This window comes from Sphingopyxis sp. C-1 (assembly GCF_001047015.1).
Classification (GTDB): Bacteria; Pseudomonadota; Alphaproteobacteria; order Sphingomonadales; family Sphingomonadaceae; genus Sphingopyxis.
In genome coordinates, this window is record NZ_BBRO01000001.1 from 2,496,062 (window position 1) to 2,510,679 (window position 14,618).

15 protein-coding genes are annotated in these 14,618 nt (G+C 62.8%); 13 read left to right on the plus strand and 2 right to left on the minus strand.

Going from position 1 to position 14,618, the window contains the following annotated elements:
* The 3 genes from SC1_RS11710 to SC1_RS11720 are packed head-to-tail and all read left to right on the plus strand — an operon-like array spanning position 1 to position 2,831.
* Entirely contained in the window at positions 1 to 1,632 is a 1,632-nt protein-coding gene (locus SC1_RS11710; RefSeq protein WP_062181719.1) for a nitrite/sulfite reductase, read from the plus strand.
* A complete protein-coding gene (locus SC1_RS11715) occupies positions 1,625 to 2,038 on the plus strand; it encodes a DUF934 domain-containing protein (protein ID WP_062181723.1) in 414 nt (137 codons plus the stop codon). Before SC1_RS11710 ends, SC1_RS11715 begins: the two co-directional genes overlap by 8 nt.
* The gene (locus tag SC1_RS11720; RefSeq protein ID WP_062181726.1) at positions 2,031 to 2,831 is read left to right on the plus strand and encodes a phosphoadenylyl-sulfate reductase; all 801 of its coding nucleotides are present in this window, start codon (positions 2,031 to 2,033) and stop codon (positions 2,829 to 2,831) included. The genes SC1_RS11715 and SC1_RS11720 overlap by 8 nt, the downstream gene beginning before the upstream one ends.
* A gap of 6 nt (positions 2,832 to 2,837) precedes the next feature.
* Here SC1_RS11720 and SC1_RS11725 read toward each other — a convergent pair whose 3' ends face one another.
* The gene (locus SC1_RS11725) at positions 2,838 to 4,349 is read right to left on the minus strand and encodes a replicative DNA helicase (RefSeq protein WP_062184027.1); all 1,512 of its coding nucleotides are present in this window, start codon (positions 4,347 to 4,349) and stop codon (positions 2,838 to 2,840) included.
* A gap of 127 nt (positions 4,350 to 4,476) precedes the next feature.
* Between SC1_RS11725 and SC1_RS11730 the strand changes: the two genes are divergently transcribed.
* The 10 genes from SC1_RS11730 to phoB all read left to right on the plus strand — a co-directional run bounded on the left by SC1_RS11730 (position 4,477) and on the right by phoB (position 13,039).
* The gene (locus SC1_RS11730) at positions 4,477 to 4,974 is read left to right on the plus strand and encodes a UPF0262 family protein (protein ID WP_062181727.1); all 498 of its coding nucleotides are present in this window, start codon (positions 4,477 to 4,479) and stop codon (positions 4,972 to 4,974) included.
* 2 nt (positions 4,975 to 4,976) lie between these two features.
* Positions 4,977 to 5,732, plus strand: coding sequence for a GH25 family lysozyme (locus SC1_RS11735; protein ID WP_152682381.1), 756 nt, complete (start codon positions 4,977 to 4,979; stop codon positions 5,730 to 5,732).
* Positions 5,729 to 6,178, plus strand: a complete 450-nt coding sequence (locus SC1_RS11740) for a cytidine deaminase (protein WP_062181732.1) — start codon at positions 5,729 to 5,731, stop codon at positions 6,176 to 6,178. The genes SC1_RS11735 and SC1_RS11740 overlap by 4 nt, the downstream gene beginning before the upstream one ends.
* A gap of 39 nt (positions 6,179 to 6,217) precedes the next feature.
* A complete protein-coding gene (dcd, locus tag SC1_RS11745; RefSeq protein ID WP_062181736.1) occupies positions 6,218 to 6,772 on the plus strand; it encodes a dCTP deaminase in 555 nt (184 codons plus the stop codon).
* A gap of 194 nt (positions 6,773 to 6,966) precedes the next feature.
* Entirely contained in the window at positions 6,967 to 8,016 is a 1,050-nt protein-coding gene (locus SC1_RS11750; protein ID WP_062181739.1) for a substrate-binding domain-containing protein, read from the plus strand.
* 163 nt (positions 8,017 to 8,179) lie between these two features.
* Positions 8,180 to 9,556, plus strand: coding sequence for a phosphate ABC transporter permease subunit PstC (gene pstC, locus SC1_RS11755; RefSeq protein ID WP_062181744.1), 1,377 nt, complete (start codon positions 8,180 to 8,182; stop codon positions 9,554 to 9,556).
* Complete coding sequence (gene pstA / locus SC1_RS11760) at positions 9,549 to 10,805, plus strand: phosphate ABC transporter permease PstA (RefSeq protein WP_062181747.1); 1,257 nt, start codon at positions 9,549 to 9,551, stop codon at positions 10,803 to 10,805. The genes pstC and pstA overlap by 8 nt, the downstream gene beginning before the upstream one ends.
* A 5-nt stretch (positions 10,806 to 10,810) precedes the next feature.
* The gene (gene pstB / locus SC1_RS11765; protein WP_062184030.1) at positions 10,811 to 11,593 is read left to right on the plus strand and encodes a phosphate ABC transporter ATP-binding protein PstB; all 783 of its coding nucleotides are present in this window, start codon (positions 10,811 to 10,813) and stop codon (positions 11,591 to 11,593) included.
* Positions 11,594 to 11,618: 25 nt separating this feature from the next.
* Positions 11,619 to 12,341: a phosphate signaling complex protein PhoU gene (gene phoU / locus SC1_RS11770; RefSeq protein ID WP_062181750.1), complete on the plus strand. Its 723-nt coding sequence runs from the start codon at positions 11,619 to 11,621 to the stop codon at positions 12,339 to 12,341.
* Positions 12,341 to 13,039, plus strand: coding sequence for a phosphate regulon transcriptional regulator PhoB (phoB, locus tag SC1_RS11775; protein WP_062181753.1), 699 nt, complete (start codon positions 12,341 to 12,343; stop codon positions 13,037 to 13,039). The genes phoU and phoB overlap by 1 nt, the downstream gene beginning before the upstream one ends.
* Before the next feature lie 164 nt (positions 13,040 to 13,203).
* Here the strand turns inward: phoB and SC1_RS11780 are convergent, their stop codons facing one another.
* The gene (locus SC1_RS11780) at positions 13,204 to 14,565 is read right to left on the minus strand and encodes an OprO/OprP family phosphate-selective porin (RefSeq protein ID WP_062181756.1); all 1,362 of its coding nucleotides are present in this window, start codon (positions 14,563 to 14,565) and stop codon (positions 13,204 to 13,206) included.
* Between the last annotated feature and the right edge of the window lie 53 nt (positions 14,566 to 14,618).

Below are 14,618 nucleotides of genomic sequence, written 5' to 3' on the forward strand. Positions count from 1 at the left end.
ATGTATAAATATGACGAATATGACCAGCAGATGGTCGACGCCCGCGTTGCCGAATTCAGCGACCAGGTGCGCCGCCGCCTCGCCGGGGAAATCACAGAGGACCAGTTCAAGCCGCTGCGACTGATGAACGGCCTCTATCTCCAGCTTCACGCATATATGCTGCGTGTGGCGGTGCCTTACGGCACGCTCGACAGCCGTCAAATGAGGATGCTCGCGCATATCGCACGCAAATATGACCGCGACTACGGCCATTTCACCACCCGCCAGAACCTTCAGTATAACTGGATCAAGCTGGAGGACGCGCCCGCGATTCTCGCCGATCTGGCATCGGTCGAGATGCACGCGATCCAGACGAGCGGCAATTGCATCCGCAACATCAGCTCCGATCAGTGGGCCGGGGCGGCCGCCGACGAGATTACCGATCCGCGTCCATGGGCCGAACTGCTCCGCCAATGGTCGAGCTTCCACCCGGAATTCAGCTATCTGCCGCGCAAGTTCAAGATCGCGGTGATCGCCGCCGACGAGGATCGCGCCGCAATGCGCCTCCACGATATCGGCATCCAGATCGTCGAGCGCGATGGCGTCCATGGCGCCGCTTTCTACGTCGGTGGCGGCATGGGCCGGACCCCGATGATCGCGCCGCTGATCAAGGATTTCGTACCGCTCGAAGATATGCTGAGCTATGCCGAGGCATGCCTTCGGGTCTATAATCGCCATGGCCGCCGCGACAATATCTACAAGGCGCGCATCAAGATCCTGATCCACGAACTCGGCGCCGACGAATATCGCCGCCAGGTCGAGGAAGAATATGCGCATGTAAAATCGCTCGGCATCGACCCGCCGAAGGCCGAGTTCGACCGCATCGCGGCGCAATTTGCTCCGCCCGCGCTCGACGCCTCGGCGCCCGATGACATCGACCGCAGCGACCCCGACTTCGCGGTCTGGGTCGACCAGAATGTCGCCGCGCACAAGGTGCCGGGCCATGCGATCGTCAACATCAGCCTGAAGCCTGTCGGTGGGATCCCCGGCGACGCCAGCTCGGCGCAGATCGACCTGATGGCCGATCTTGCCGAGACATACAGCCATGACGAACTGCGCGTCACCCACGCCCAGAACATTGTGCTTCCGCACGTCCGCAAGGCCGATCTCTATGCGATCTGGCAGGCGCTCGACGCCGCGGAACTCGCGACGCCGAACCTCGATCTTATCAGCGACATCATCGCCTGCCCCGGGCTCGATTATTGCAGCCTCGCGAATGCGCGCTCGATCCCGGTCGCCCAAAAGATCGCGACGCGCTTCTCGGACCTCGGCCGCCAGAAGGAACTGGGCGAGCTGAAACTCAAGGTTTCGGGCTGCATCAACGCCTGCGGGCACCACCATGCCGGACATATCGGCATCCTCGGCGTCGACCGAAAAGGTACCGAAAACTACCAGCTTTTGCTCGGCGGGTCGGGCGCGGAGGACGTCAGCCTGGGCACGATCACCGGCCCCGGTTTCGACGAGGATGGCATCGTCGACGCGATCGAGCGCGTGACCGACAAATATCTCGCCGAGCGCACCGAGGGCGAGCGTTTCGTCGATACTTTCCGCCGCGTCGGCATGGCCCCCTTCAAGGAGGCGATCTATGGTTGAGCATCTGCACAGCGACGGCGAGGAACCCTGCGTTACGCTCGACGCCTTCCTCCAGCAATCGAACGCGACTGCGGTGCGGCTCGAACCCGATGAGGATGCGCGCGCGCTGATCCCGCATCTCGACCGGCTCGCGCTGATCGAAGTCGCCTTCCCAAAGTTTCGCGACGGCCGTGGTTATTCGTCGGCGCGCATCCTGCGCGAGGCGGGTTACACGGGCGAACTGCGCGCGCAGGGCGACGTTCTGGTAGACCAGATCGCTTATATGAAGCGCTGCGGCTTCGACACGTTCGCGCCCGAAAAGGAGCTCAATCCTGCCGATGTAGAGGCGGCGCTGACGCGTTGGCCTGAACATTATCAAGGCGCCGCCGACGGCGCGGTGCCGATATGGAAATTAAGGCATGGCTGACGTGAAAGCCTCTCCCTCTCAAGCTGGTGATCGCACCCGCGACCGGATCGACGTGGCGCCGCGCTTTACGCAGGCCGACGTCATCCGCCTCAACAACCTTTTCCGCGGCCAGGATGCCGCCGAGGTGGTCGCGAGCGTGATCGGTGCGGGGCTGCTCGGCGAAACTGCAATCGTCTCGAGCTTCGGCGCCGAAAGCGCGGTTCTGCTGCACCTCGTGAGCCGTGCCGCACCCGACATGCCTGTGCTGTTTCTCGATACCGGCAAGCATTTTCCCGAAACGCTCGCCTATCGCGACGAACTGGCGGCGAAGCTCGGTCTCAATATCGTCAACCTGACGCCCGATGCAGATGAACTGGCCGCGAAGGACGCGACTGAGCTGCGCTGGTCGTACGATCCCGACGGCTGCTGTGAAATCCGCAAGGTCAAGCCGCTCGAAAAGGCGCTGACCGATTTCGACACCTCGGTCACGGGCCGCAAGGGTTTCCAGTCTTCGACACGCCAGGGCCTCGCGCGCTTCGAACTCGACGGCAATACCGGCCGCCTCAAATTCAACCCGCTCGCCAATTGGACGCGCGAGGAACTGGACGCCTATTTCGAGGCTCACGACCTGCCGCGCCACCCGCTGGAGGCCGAGGGCTATCCCTCGATCGGATGCTCGCCCTGCACATCGAAGGTCAAGCCGGGCGAAGACCCGCGCTCGGGTCGCTGGCGCGGCTGGGACAAGACCGAATGCGGCATCCACACCGCGGTCACGCCGATCGACGACGATCCGGCGAACGACCCCGCTTTCTAAAGCGCCTTATTCATAATCCTCGAACGCCATGCTGTCGTCGGCGAGGTCGCTGAACTTCGTCGTCTTCGCCTCGAAGTGCATGCGGATCTTGCCGGTCGAGCCGTGGCGTGATTTTGCGACGATCACTTCGGCCAAACCAAAGACGCGCTCCATTTCGGCCGCCCATTCCTCATGTTGCGCGTGGATCTTGACATCGTCGCCCTCGACCGGCCGCTTGGGCTCTTTCGCCGCGACATAATAATCTTCGCGAAACACGAATAGCACCATGTCGGCGTCCTGCTCGATCGAGCCCGATTCGCGAAGGTCGGAGAGCTGCGGACGCTTGTCCTCGCGGCTTTCGACCTGACGGCTAAGCTGCGACAGCGCCATCACCGGCACATGAAGCTCCTTGGCCAGCGTCTTCAAACCGCGCGAAATTTCCGAAATTTCCTGCACGCGATTGTCGCCGCTTTTCGACGAGCCCTGCAAGAGCTGGAGATAGTCGACGATGATGAAGCCGATGCCGTGGCGCCGCTGCAACCGCCGCGCGCGGGTGCGCAGACCCGCGATCGTCAGGCCCGGCGTATCGTCGATGAACAAAGGCAAGGTCTGGAGCTGCTGCGCAGCGCGGCTCAATTGCTGGAACTGTTCCTTGCTGATCTTGCCCATGCGCAGCGCTTCGCCGGACACCCCCGATTGTTCGGCGAGCACACGCGTCGCGAGCTGGTCGGCCGACATTTCAAGGCTGAAGAACGCGACCTTCGCACCCATGTTTTTTTCGGGCGGGATGCCGTCATCTTCGTCGCGGCGGAAACGCTCGGCTGCGTTATATGCGATATTCGTCGCCAGCGAGGTCTTGCCCATGCCCGGACGTCCGGCAAGGATCATCAAGTCCGAATTGTGCATGCCGCCGATCTTGGCATTCATGCTCGCAATGCCGGTCGTGATACCCGACAGATGACCGCCCGAGTTGAGCGCGCGCTCGGCCGCCTGCAGCGCGACAAGGCTCGCCTGGCTGAAATTCTTGACCGACCCCATCTCGGCCTCACCGCCGGCGACGCGATAGAGCGCGGTTTCGGCCTCCTCGATCTGTGCCTGCGGGTCGACGCGTTCGCTCGTGTCGAGCGCATTGTCGACGAGCGTCCGCCCGACACCCGCCAGTTCGCGGAGCAGCGCGAGATCGAAAATCTGTCGCGCGAAGTCGCGCGCGCCGATCAGCCCTGCACCGCTGCCGGTGAGCTGCGCAAGATAGCCGACGCCGCCGACCGCCTTCATCGCCTCGTCGGCCTCGAAATAGGGCTTGAGCGTCACCGGCGTCGCGATGCTGTTCCGTTCGATCAGCGCCATTGTCTGCTGGAAGATCCGGCCGTGCAGCGGTTCGAAGAAATGGTCGGGGCTGAGCGCCACGGGCAAATCTTCGACGACTCGGTTGTCGATCAGGATCGCGCCGAGAAACGCGGCCTCGGCCTCGATATTGCGCGGCATTTGGCGCTCGTCGCCACTGGCGACGGCGGTCGGGATAAGGGCTAGTTCGGGCATCGCTGTCTTCATGCGGCCGCGACCCCATCGGTGCAACCGGCTATGTCGTCCGGCATATCATAACTGTGGAATGCTGTGAATAAGTCGGCTTGCCCTTCGCCCCCGGCCAAGTAGAAGCACGAACAGCATGGCCGACGCAGACCCTTCGAAACAACGGATCATTTCGATCGAACTCGACGAGGGTTCGATCGTCTGGCGCAATCCCGATGTCGAGCAGGAACGTCGCGTCGCGATCTTCGACCTGATCGAGGAGAATAAATTCGTACCGCAGCGCGGGCATGAGGATGGCTATGCCGGCCCATACCGCCTCATGTTGCGCGTCGAGGATGGCCGGTTGATATTTGAAATCAGCCGCGAAGATGGCTCGCCGCTCGAAGCCATCATTCTGGGCCTCGGCCGTTTCCGTCGTCCGATCCGGGATTATTTCGCGATCTGCGACAGCTATTATCAGGCGATCAAGACCTCGACCGCGCAGCAAATCGAAACCGTCGACATGGCGCGTCGCGGATTGCACAACGAAGCGGCCGAAATGCTGATGGATCGGCTCGACGGCAAGATCGCCGTCGATTTCGCGACTGCACGAAGGCTGTTCACGCTGATCTGCGTGCTGCACATCAAGGGCTGATGATGGCGACGGGGGCAATCAGAAGCAAACGACCGGGGAAAGCCGGCGGCGATTGGCGCGCCGCGATTGCGCGTACGCTGCGCAAGATCGGCGCCGCCCTCGTATTGCTACTGCTCGCGGCGGGCCTCGCATTATGGTGGGCCGCGCGCTGGATCCCCGACCGCGCCCTCTATCCGACGCAGGGTGTTACGATCGACGCGCGCAATGGCGATGTCCATTGGGGTTCGATCAAAGCGGCGGGCGCCGATTTCGCTTATATCATGGGCACCGACGGCTCTTCGGCGGTCGACCCGAAATTCGCACGCAATATGACCGCCGCACGTGAAGCTGGCGTACAGGCGGGCGCCATCCACCGCTACAGCCTCTGCCAGCTTGCGACCGATCAGGCCGCCAATTTCATCCGCCATGTGCCGCGCCGCGCCGACGCGCTGCCCGCCGTCGTCTGGCTCGACTATGACGATCGCTGCCCCGACCGCCCGACGCGCGCGCTTCTGCTTTCCGAACTCGCGACATTTCTCGCGCAGATCGAGGCGCATATGGGTAAGCAGAGCGTGATCGCACCGGGGCCGGCGTTCGAGAGCGATTACAGGGTGACACAGGGGATCGCGCGCACCACCTGGCTGCGCCGCGACTTTTTCGAACCCGATTATGGCGCACATCCCTGGGCGATGTGGCAGGCGAATGATTATGTCCGCCTGTCGGGTGCCGAGGGCACCGTCGGCTGGAACGCGCTGCGCCCGAAAGGAGATATGCGATGACCGACACTCGAGATGCCCTGATCGACGCCGCGCGCGATGCCGCGAGCCGCGCCTATGCACCCTATTCGGGCTTTCACGTCGGCGCGGCGTTGCTGCTTAAGAACGGCGATGTCGTCACCGGCGCCAATGTCGAGAATGCAAGCTATGGCCTTACCCTCTGCGCCGAGACCGCAGCGCTGGCCAAGATTGCGAACGAGGGCTGGATCGGAGAGCTTGTCGAGGTCGCGATCGTCGGCGGACGCCCCGACGGCGATGCCTTGCTCGGCACCGAGCCCGTCAATCCCTGCGGACGCTGCCGCCAGATCCTCAATGAAGCGGCCGAGCGGTCGCGGACCGACATCCTCGTCCATTGCGCCTCCGGCGACGGCAGCGCGGTGCGGACCTACAAGCTCAGCGAACTGCTCCCCGCGGCTTTCGGGCCCAAGGACCTCGGCCTCATCGACTGACCGCTTGCGCAACCCCCGCAGGACCGACAAGAGACACGCATGAGCATTCTTTCCGATCGCTGGATTCGCGAAGCCGCCCAGACGCAGGGTATGATCGAACCGTTCGTCGAGGCGCAGCGCCGCGATGGCTGCATCAGCTATGGCCTCTCGTCCTACGGCTATGACGCGCGCGTCGCCCCGGAGTTCAAAATCTTCACCAACGTCGATTCGACGATCGTCGATCCCAAGGATTTCGACCCGAAGAATTTCGTCGATCGCGAAACCGACGTCTGCATCATTCCGCCGAACAGCTTCGCATTGGCGCGGACAGTCGAATATTTTCGCATCCCTCGCGACGTGCTGGTGATCTGCCTCGGCAAGTCCACCTATGCGCGCTGCGGCATCATTGTAAACGTCACCCCACTCGAACCCGGCTGGGAAGGCCATGTGACGCTCGAATTTTCGAACACGACCCCCCTGCCCGCCAAAATCTATGCAAATGAAGGCGCGTGCCAGTTCCTCTTCTTGCAGGGCAATGAGCCGTGCGAGACCAGCTACGCCGACCGCGCGGGCAAATATATGGGGCAAAAGGGCGTCACGCTGCCCAAGCTCTAAGCCGCTCGTCCTCGACGTCGAAAAGTCGAGGCTATGCGCGGGGACCGTGCCAGCAGCTTTGGCCGCGACCGACCGTTACACTTATATGACATCAAATGTCACAAACGCGTCACACAACTCCCTCATTGGCGGCTCAGCGAGTCGCCGCGGGGGTGGCGGCTTGGTTCGGTAACGACCCCCGACAGGATTACCCCATGCTGCAGAAATTCGCCCTTATCGCTGGCGCCGCCACTTGCGCGCTGGCGCTTTCCGCGTGTCAGGATCAGGCGTCTTCGGGCGGCGGGGCGCGCGATTATATCAGCGCGGTCGGTTCGTCCACAGTGTATCCCTTTGCGACCGCGGTCGGCGAGAAGTTCGCCGAAGCGACCGGCAACAAGACCCCCAAGATCGACAGCACGGGCACCGGCGGCGGTTTCGAGCGCTTCTGCGCAGGCGTCGGCGGCGACACCCCCGACATCGCGAACGCGTCGCGCCGTATCAAGAAGAAGGAATTCGACACTTGCGCCAAGAATGGCGTGAAAGACATCGTCGAAATCCAGGTCGGCATCGACGGCATCGCACTTGGCGAAGCGCAGCGCGGCCCCGGCTTCAAGCTGTCGGAAGAAGATGTCTATAAGGCACTTGCGGCGAACCCCTATGGCAAGCCCAACACCGCAAAGACGTGGAAAGACGTGAACCCCGCCCTCCCAGCGGTCGCGATTTCGGTATTCGGCCCGCCGTCGACCAGCGGCACCTATGACGCGTTCAAGGAACTGATCCTCGGCAAGGGCTGCGACGCCAATGCAGAGATGAAGGCGCTGAAGGACAGCGACAAAGAAAAGCATGAGGCGACCTGCACCACGCTGCGCGGCGCGCCCTATTATGTCGAGCAGGGCGAGAATGATAACCTGATCATCTCGAAGCTCGACAAGAATCCGACCAGCCTCGGCATCTTCGGCTTCAGCTATCTCGATGCGAACAAGGACAAGATCAAGGCAGTCCCGGTTCAGGGCGTCGCCCCGACCTATGCCGCGATCGCCGACGGCAGCTATCCCGGTTCGCGTCCGCTGTTCATCTATGTGAAGAAGGCGCATGTCGGCGTCGTCCCCGGCCTCGCCGAATATGTCGCCGAGTTTCTGAAGGGCGCGGGCGAAGGCGGTTATCTGAACGTCAAGGGCCTGATCGTGTCGCCGAAGGACATCGCGGCGACGGCGGCAGCGAATGGCAAGGGCATGACCGCGCTGAACGGCGCCGAGCTCAAGTAAGTTTCCTCCCGCTGGTGGCCGGGCGGGTTTTCCCTACCGGCCACCGTCTTTTCTTGATCGTCATTGCGAGCGAAGCGAAGCAATCCAGAGCGGTATACGCAAACTCTGGATTGCCGCGTCGCTTCGCTCCTCGCAATGACGGGAATGATTTAATGAGGACTGCGTGACCTTCAACGCCGCCGCCCTTTTGCTTTTGATCGCGGGTCTCGCGCTGATCGGCTGGCTGGCCGGCCGCGCGCGGTCGAACCTGCTGGCCGGCCGCGCCGGCGAAAAGCTCCATTCGCGCCCGCAATATCATGGCTGGTATGTCGCGCTGTGGCTGTTTGCCCCTGCCGCGCTTTTCCTTGCCGTCTGGTCGTCGGTCTCACCCGCACTGATCACCAACCAGGTGCTCGCGACCGAGGCGGCGCAATCGCTGCCGTCGTTCGGGTTCGAGCGCGGTGCAATCCTGTCCGACGCGCGCAGCGTTGCCGAGGGCAAGCAGGCCGCGGTGCGGTTGCCCTCCGCCGCGCCGCTGGTGAAGCCCTACGCCGACGCGAGCCACAAATATGCGTGGATCGGCATAGCCGCGATGCTGGCGCTGGCGCTGGCGGGCGGACTTTACGCCTTCACGCGGATCAAACCCGATTTCCGGGCACGCACCCGCGTCGAAAAGATCGTGATGCTGTTCCTGCTGCTCGCGTCGCTGGTCGCGATCCTCACGACCTTTGGCATCGTGCTGTCGCTGCTGTTCGAATCGATCCGCTTTTTCCGCCTCGTCTCGCCCGCCGAATTGCTGTTCGGCACCGAATGGGCGCCGACGAGCGGCGCGCCGCAGCCCGACACATTCGGCGGCATTCCGCTGTTCTGGGGTACGATCCTGATCGGCGCAATCATCGCGATGATCGTCGCCATTCCGATCGGCATGATGACCGCAGTCTACCTTACCCAATATGCCGCGCCGACGGTGCGCAAATGGGTGAAGCCGCTGCTCGAGATTCTCGCCGGCGTGCCGACGGTGGTTTACGGCTATTTCGCCGCGCTGACCGTCGCCCCGGCCCTGCGCGAATTTGCGGTGATGCTCGGCATTCCCAACGCAAGCACCGAAAGCGCACTTGCGGCGGGTATCGTGATGGGTGTGATGATCATCCCCTTCGTCTCCTCGATGGCCGACGACAGCATCAACGCGGTACCGCAGGCGATGCGCGACGGATCGCTGGCTCTCGGTGCAACGCCGAACGAGACGATCCGCCAGGTGCTGATCCCCGCCGCGCTTCCGGGCGTGATGGGCGGCATCCTGCTCGCGGTCAGCCGCGCGATCGGCGAGACGATGATCGTCGTGATGGCCGCAGGGCTGTCGGCCAACATGACCGCCAACCCCTTTGCCAGCGTCACCACGGTGACCGCACAGATCGTCAAGCTGCTCACCGGCGACCAGGAGTTCGACAGCGCGAAAACGCTTGCCGCCTTCGCGCTCGGCCTCGTCCTCTTCATCGTTACGCTGCTCCTCAACATCGTCGCGCTGCGCATCGTCAAAAAGTATCGTGAAGCTTATGAATAGGCAGACCGCCCCCACCGACTGGAAAGGCTCCGTGATGCAGACCCGCATCGCGAAGCGCTACGCCGCCGAACGCCGCTTCAAGCTGATGGGGCTGGGCGCGGTGCTGCTCTCGGGCGCTTTCCTCGCCTTCCTGCTCTTCGTGATGGTCGGCAACGGCGCGCGTGGATTCATGTATACGCATGTCGCGGTGCCCGTCGATTTCAAGGCGATGCCGTTGACGATCGATACCTCGCGCCTCGGCGATGCCGACGCCGATCAGGTGATCGCGAATGCAGGGCTCGCCGACATCGTCGCCTTTGCCGCCGACGAGGCGCTGGGGACCGACGGATCGAAGCTGATTTCCGAAAATGCGTGGAAGGAAGTGCGCAGCGCGATCAAGGACGATCCCGAACTGCTTAACGCCAAGACGGTGTTCGAGCTGCCCGCTTCGTCCGAAGTCGACATCGCCGCCAAGGAAGGCGCGAAGGGCGCACTCGGCGCGAAGGTCGATGCGTTGGAGAAGGACGGCAAGCTGTCGACCGGCATCCACTGGCCCTTCTTCAAGAACGCCGACGCCACCGACCCCGCGGTTGCGGGCATCTGGGGCGCGCTCAAGGGTTCGGTGCTGACGATCTTCATCGCCTTCCTCATCGCCTTCCCGACCGGCGTGCTCGCGGCGCTCTATCTTGAAGAATATGCGCCGAAGAACCGCTGGACCGACCTTATCGAAGTGTCGATCAACAACCTTGCCGCGGTGCCCTCGATCATCTTTGGCCTGCTCGCGCTCGCGGTGTTCATCAACTGGTTCGGGCTGTGTCAGGCAAGCCCGCTCGTCGGCGGCCTGACGCTCGCGCTGATGACGATGCCGGTGATCGTGATCGCCAGCCGCAACGCGATTAAATCGGTGCCACCGTCGATCCGCGACGCGGCGCTCGGCGTCGGCGCCAGCCCGGTACAGGTCGTGTTCCACCATGTCCTGCCGCTCGCCCTCCCCGGCATCCTCACCGGCACGATCATCGGCATGGCGCGCGCGCTGGGCGAGACCGCACCTCTGCTCCTCGTCGGAATGCGTGCCTTTATCGGCGACGTTCCGGGCGGTATCTGCTCGCCCTCGACCGTGTTGCCGATGCAGATTTTCCTCTGGTCGGACGAAGTCGACCGGGGCTTTGTCGAGAAAACCTCCGCCGCGATCATCGTGCTGCTTATCGTGCTGCTGTCGATGAACGCCTTTGCGATCTATCTTCGCAACAAATTCGAAAAACGCTGGTGACCTTCATGACCCAAGACGATCTTACCATCGCCGACCCCAAGATGAAGGCGCACGGCGTCAACGTCTTCTATGGCGAAAAACAGGCGATCAACGACGTGTCTATCGACGTTGGCACCGACCTGGTCACCGCCTTCATCGGCCCCTCGGGCTGCGGCAAGTCGACCTTCCTGCGCTCGCTGAATCGCATGAACGACACCGTCGCCAGCGCGCGCGTTACGGGGCAGATCGAACTCGACGGCGAGGACATTTATGCGCCCTCGATGGACGTCGTGCAGCTCCGCGCTCGCGTCGGCATGGTGTTCCAGAAACCCAACCCCTTCCCCAAGTCGATCTATGACAATGTCGGCTATGGCCCGCGCATCCACGGCCTCGCGCCGAACAAGGCCGACCTCGATGTAATCGTCGAGCGTGCGCTGGTGCGTGCGGGCCTGTGGGACGAGGTCAAGGACCGCCTTCAGGAAAGCGGCACCGCCTTGTCGGGCGGCCAGCAGCAGCGTCTGTGCATCGCCCGCGCGATCGCGGTCGACCCCGAAGTCATCCTGATGGACGAGCCCTGCTCGGCGCTCGACCCGATCGCGACCGCGAAGATCGAGGAACTGATCCACGAACTGCGCGGTAAATATGCTATCGTGATCGTCACGCATAACATGCAGCAGGCGGCCCGCGTGTCGCAGCGCACCGCCTTTTTCCACCTCGGAACGTTGGTAGAGTACGGCAAGACGACCGACATCTTCACCAACCCGAAGCAGGAACGCACCAAGGATTATATCACCGGCCGCTACGGTTAAGCCGCAGCGCAAAAGGACAAGAACGATGGCAGTAGTCAACGATCATACCGTCAAGGCTTTCGACGAGGATCTGAACCGCCTGCGCGGACTGATCAGCGAAATGGGCGGGCGCGCCGAACAGGCGCTGCTCCAGGCGATGACCGCGCTCAATATGGGTGACCTCGAACTCGCGGCGCAGGTCGTGCGCGACGACAAGAAGATCGACGCGCTCGAAAGCGAAGTCGAACAACTCGCGGTCCAGACGATCGCGCTCCGCGCCCCAATGGCCGACGACCTCCGCGAAATGATTGCGGCGCTGAAGATCGTGTCGGTGGTCGAACGCATCGGCGATTATGCGAAGAACATCGCCAAGCGCGTCGCACTGATGGACCAGACGCGCTCGATCGAGGCGATCCCGCTGCTGATGTCGATGTCGAACATCGTCGTCGAGTTGATCCATGACGCGCTCGACAGCTTCGCGGCGCGCGACGCCGAACTCGCGGTGCGCGTCACCGTCCGCGACAAGAATGTCGACGATTTCTACAACAGCATCTTCCGCACGCTCGTCACCTTCATGATGGAAAATCCGAAATATATCTCGGAAAGCGCGCATCTGCTGTTCGTCGCCAAGAACCTCGAGCGCATGGGCGACCATGCGACGAACATCGCCGAGATGGTCTATTATGTCGTCACCGGCGACCATATGGAGGAACGCGAACGCGGCGAGACTCCGGAAGGCGCCGCGTCAGCGGAGCAGGAGCAAGGCTGATGCCACAGCCCGATTTGCTGCTGATCGAAGATGACGAGGCGATTGCCGAGCTCATCGTCTGGCATTTCGCCCGCGAAGGCTTTTCGGTCCGCCAGACTCCCGATGGCGAGCAGGCGCTCGTCCTGGTCGAGGAACGCGTGCCCGACATCGTCCTGCTCGACTGGATGATCGAGAGCCTGCCGGGCATCGAGGTTTGCCGGCGCCTGCGCCGCAACCCGAAATCGGCGAACGTCCCGATCATCATGCTCACCGCGCGCGGCGAGGAAGAGGACCGTATCCGCGGCCTCGAAACGGGCGCCGACGATTATGTCACCAAGCCGTTCAGCCCGCGCGAACTGGTCGCGCGCGTATCGGCGGTGCTCCGCCGCCTGCGCCCCGCGCTCGCCGGCGAGATGCTGACCTATGCCGACATCGAACTGGACTCGGTGGCGCACAAGGTCGTGCGCAACAGCCAGATCGTTGCGATGGGGCCGACCGAATTCCGCCTGCTCCGCCATTTCATGGAGCATCCGGGCCGCGTCTTCTCACGCGGGCAGTTGCTCGACAGCGTCTGGGGCCAGGACAGCGATATCGAACTGCGCACCGTCGACGTCCATATCCGCCGCCTGCGCAAGGCGATCAACCTGCCCGGTACGAGCGATATCATCCGGACGGTGCGGTCGGCGGGCTATGCACTGGATGCAGGCAAGAGCATCTGATCCAGACGACGGGGCAAGCGGCCTATCTTTCATCGTCACCCGGACTTGATCTGGGGTCCCGCTCGATGTCGACGTCAGTAAATGCGTCAAAAAGCGGGATCCCGGGTCAAGCCCGGGATGACTAAAAAGGGAGCCAGTCCCCTACCCCAAAACGAACGCCGCGATCAGAAATCCATCTGCGTGCGCAGCCCGAACGTATCGGCGGTATAACTGCGATCACCCGCCGCGGTCGGAATACGCGCGTCGTCGATCCACAATTTACCGTAATTGGCGGTGATCCGGATATAGTCGATCGGCGCCCAGACGATGCCGATCAACGCCGCCCTTTGCTGACCGCCAACGATTCCGGCGTCGTTGAGATCTAGATGGTCGTAGCGCGCGTTGATCTCGATCGCACCGATGCCGCCGTCGGTGATGGATTTCGACGGCTTTAGCCTGTCGAAGGCGCCATCCCTGTAACTGCGGCTATCCCCAGGGGTCAGCACCATGCCGACCTCTGCATAACCGCCAAAGAAGGTCGGGTCGGTGACGCCGGGGCGCTTCATCGTCTGCCAAAAACCTTCACCCGATGCATGGAACGGCCCCGATACCACCGCAGCCTCCAGCCCATAACCACGCTCACCCGTGGCATCGATGTTGCCGGTGTCGATCAGACGTACGTCGGTCGTGTGAACATAGGGCCGAGCGCGATAGCGTGCAGTGGGCGACTGGTCGTTGAAATCGCGAATATGGGCCGACCCGCCCAGATGCAGTTGGGTTTTGCCGAATTTGGGCATCCACACTAACCGCCCGTCGGCGCTGATGCTGTTGTTCGCATCGTTCAGAAGATCGTTTGCATTGTCGCCGAACACGCCCGCCTGCGCGAGGATCTGCTTCCCTTTATATTGTACTCCCAATCCGACGCGGCGTTCAAAGCCAAAGGCCGGTACAAAGGCCGCACGCTCGGTAAAGCTGGTGAACAAGTCGCTGGTTACATCTTCCAGCGAGGTGAAATGTCTTATGTGCCCCACCGTGACCGACAGCGGCCCTTGGCCATAAGTCAGATAGACGTCGGTCAGTTCAGCCGAGCCACCGGCGAAGTCGGCTTCGACCCGGTACGAAAAACCGCCCGGAATCTTGCCATCTACCCCCAAGAATACGCGTCGGATTTCCGTCGTCAAACCGCCGTGCGTTCCCATCACGCCCGCGGGCGCATCGATGCTGGCCACGTCGAACTGCATCCGCCCGCGCGGCTTGAAGCTCCAGCCATCGGCTGTCTTGATCTCGGGGGCGCCCTTCCAGCTAATTTCGGTCGCCGGCTTCGCGGTCACCGATGGCGGCGCGGGTGTCGGGACCGGCGCGGGTGCCGGCTGCTGGGCGGTCGCGGCATCGAGCCGCGTTTCGAGCACCTGCACCTGCGCCTTCAGCGCAGCAAGTTCGGCGCGAAGCTGCGCTGCCTCTTCGGCAGTCATCGCCTGGGCGCGGGCCGCCGTCGGCAGGCTGAACATCGACGTCGCCAGCAGAGCGATGGTGAAGGCATGGCGCATGATGGATTTGCTCCGTTGCGAAAGGTGACAAGCTCGAGGCGCTGCTATGACGC

What these genes read in the sequence shown, in the direction of transcription:
- SC1_RS11710 (WP_062181719.1), top strand. Translation starts at nt 1, where the DNA reads ATGTATAAATATGACGAATATGACCAGCAGATGGTCGACGCCCGCGTT.
- SC1_RS11715 (WP_062181723.1), top strand. Translation starts at nt 1,625, where the DNA reads ATGGTTGAGCATCTGCACAGCGACGGCGAGGAACCCTGCGTTACGCTC.
- SC1_RS11720 (WP_062181726.1), top strand. Translation starts at nt 2,031, where the DNA reads ATGGCTGACGTGAAAGCCTCTCCCTCTCAAGCTGGTGATCGCACCCGC.
- SC1_RS11725 (WP_062184027.1), bottom strand. Translation starts at nt 4,349, where the DNA reads ATGCCCGAACTAGCCCTTATCCCGACCGCCGTCGCCAGTGGCGACGAG.
- SC1_RS11730 (WP_062181727.1), top strand. Translation starts at nt 4,477, where the DNA reads ATGGCCGACGCAGACCCTTCGAAACAACGGATCATTTCGATCGAACTC.
- SC1_RS11735 (WP_152682381.1), top strand. Translation starts at nt 4,977, where the DNA reads ATGGCGACGGGGGCAATCAGAAGCAAACGACCGGGGAAAGCCGGCGGC.
- SC1_RS11740 (WP_062181732.1), top strand. Translation starts at nt 5,729, where the DNA reads ATGACCGACACTCGAGATGCCCTGATCGACGCCGCGCGCGATGCCGCG.
- dcd (WP_062181736.1), top strand. Translation starts at nt 6,218, where the DNA reads ATGAGCATTCTTTCCGATCGCTGGATTCGCGAAGCCGCCCAGACGCAG.
- SC1_RS11750 (WP_062181739.1), top strand. Translation starts at nt 6,967, where the DNA reads ATGCTGCAGAAATTCGCCCTTATCGCTGGCGCCGCCACTTGCGCGCTG.
- pstA (WP_062181747.1), top strand. Translation starts at nt 9,549, where the DNA reads ATGAATAGGCAGACCGCCCCCACCGACTGGAAAGGCTCCGTGATGCAG.
- pstB (WP_062184030.1), top strand. Translation starts at nt 10,811, where the DNA reads ATGACCCAAGACGATCTTACCATCGCCGACCCCAAGATGAAGGCGCAC.
- phoU (WP_062181750.1), top strand. Translation starts at nt 11,619, where the DNA reads ATGGCAGTAGTCAACGATCATACCGTCAAGGCTTTCGACGAGGATCTG.
- phoB (WP_062181753.1), top strand. Translation starts at nt 12,341, where the DNA reads ATGCCACAGCCCGATTTGCTGCTGATCGAAGATGACGAGGCGATTGCC.
- SC1_RS11780 (WP_062181756.1), bottom strand. Translation starts at nt 14,565, where the DNA reads ATGCGCCATGCCTTCACCATCGCTCTGCTGGCGACGTCGATGTTCAGC.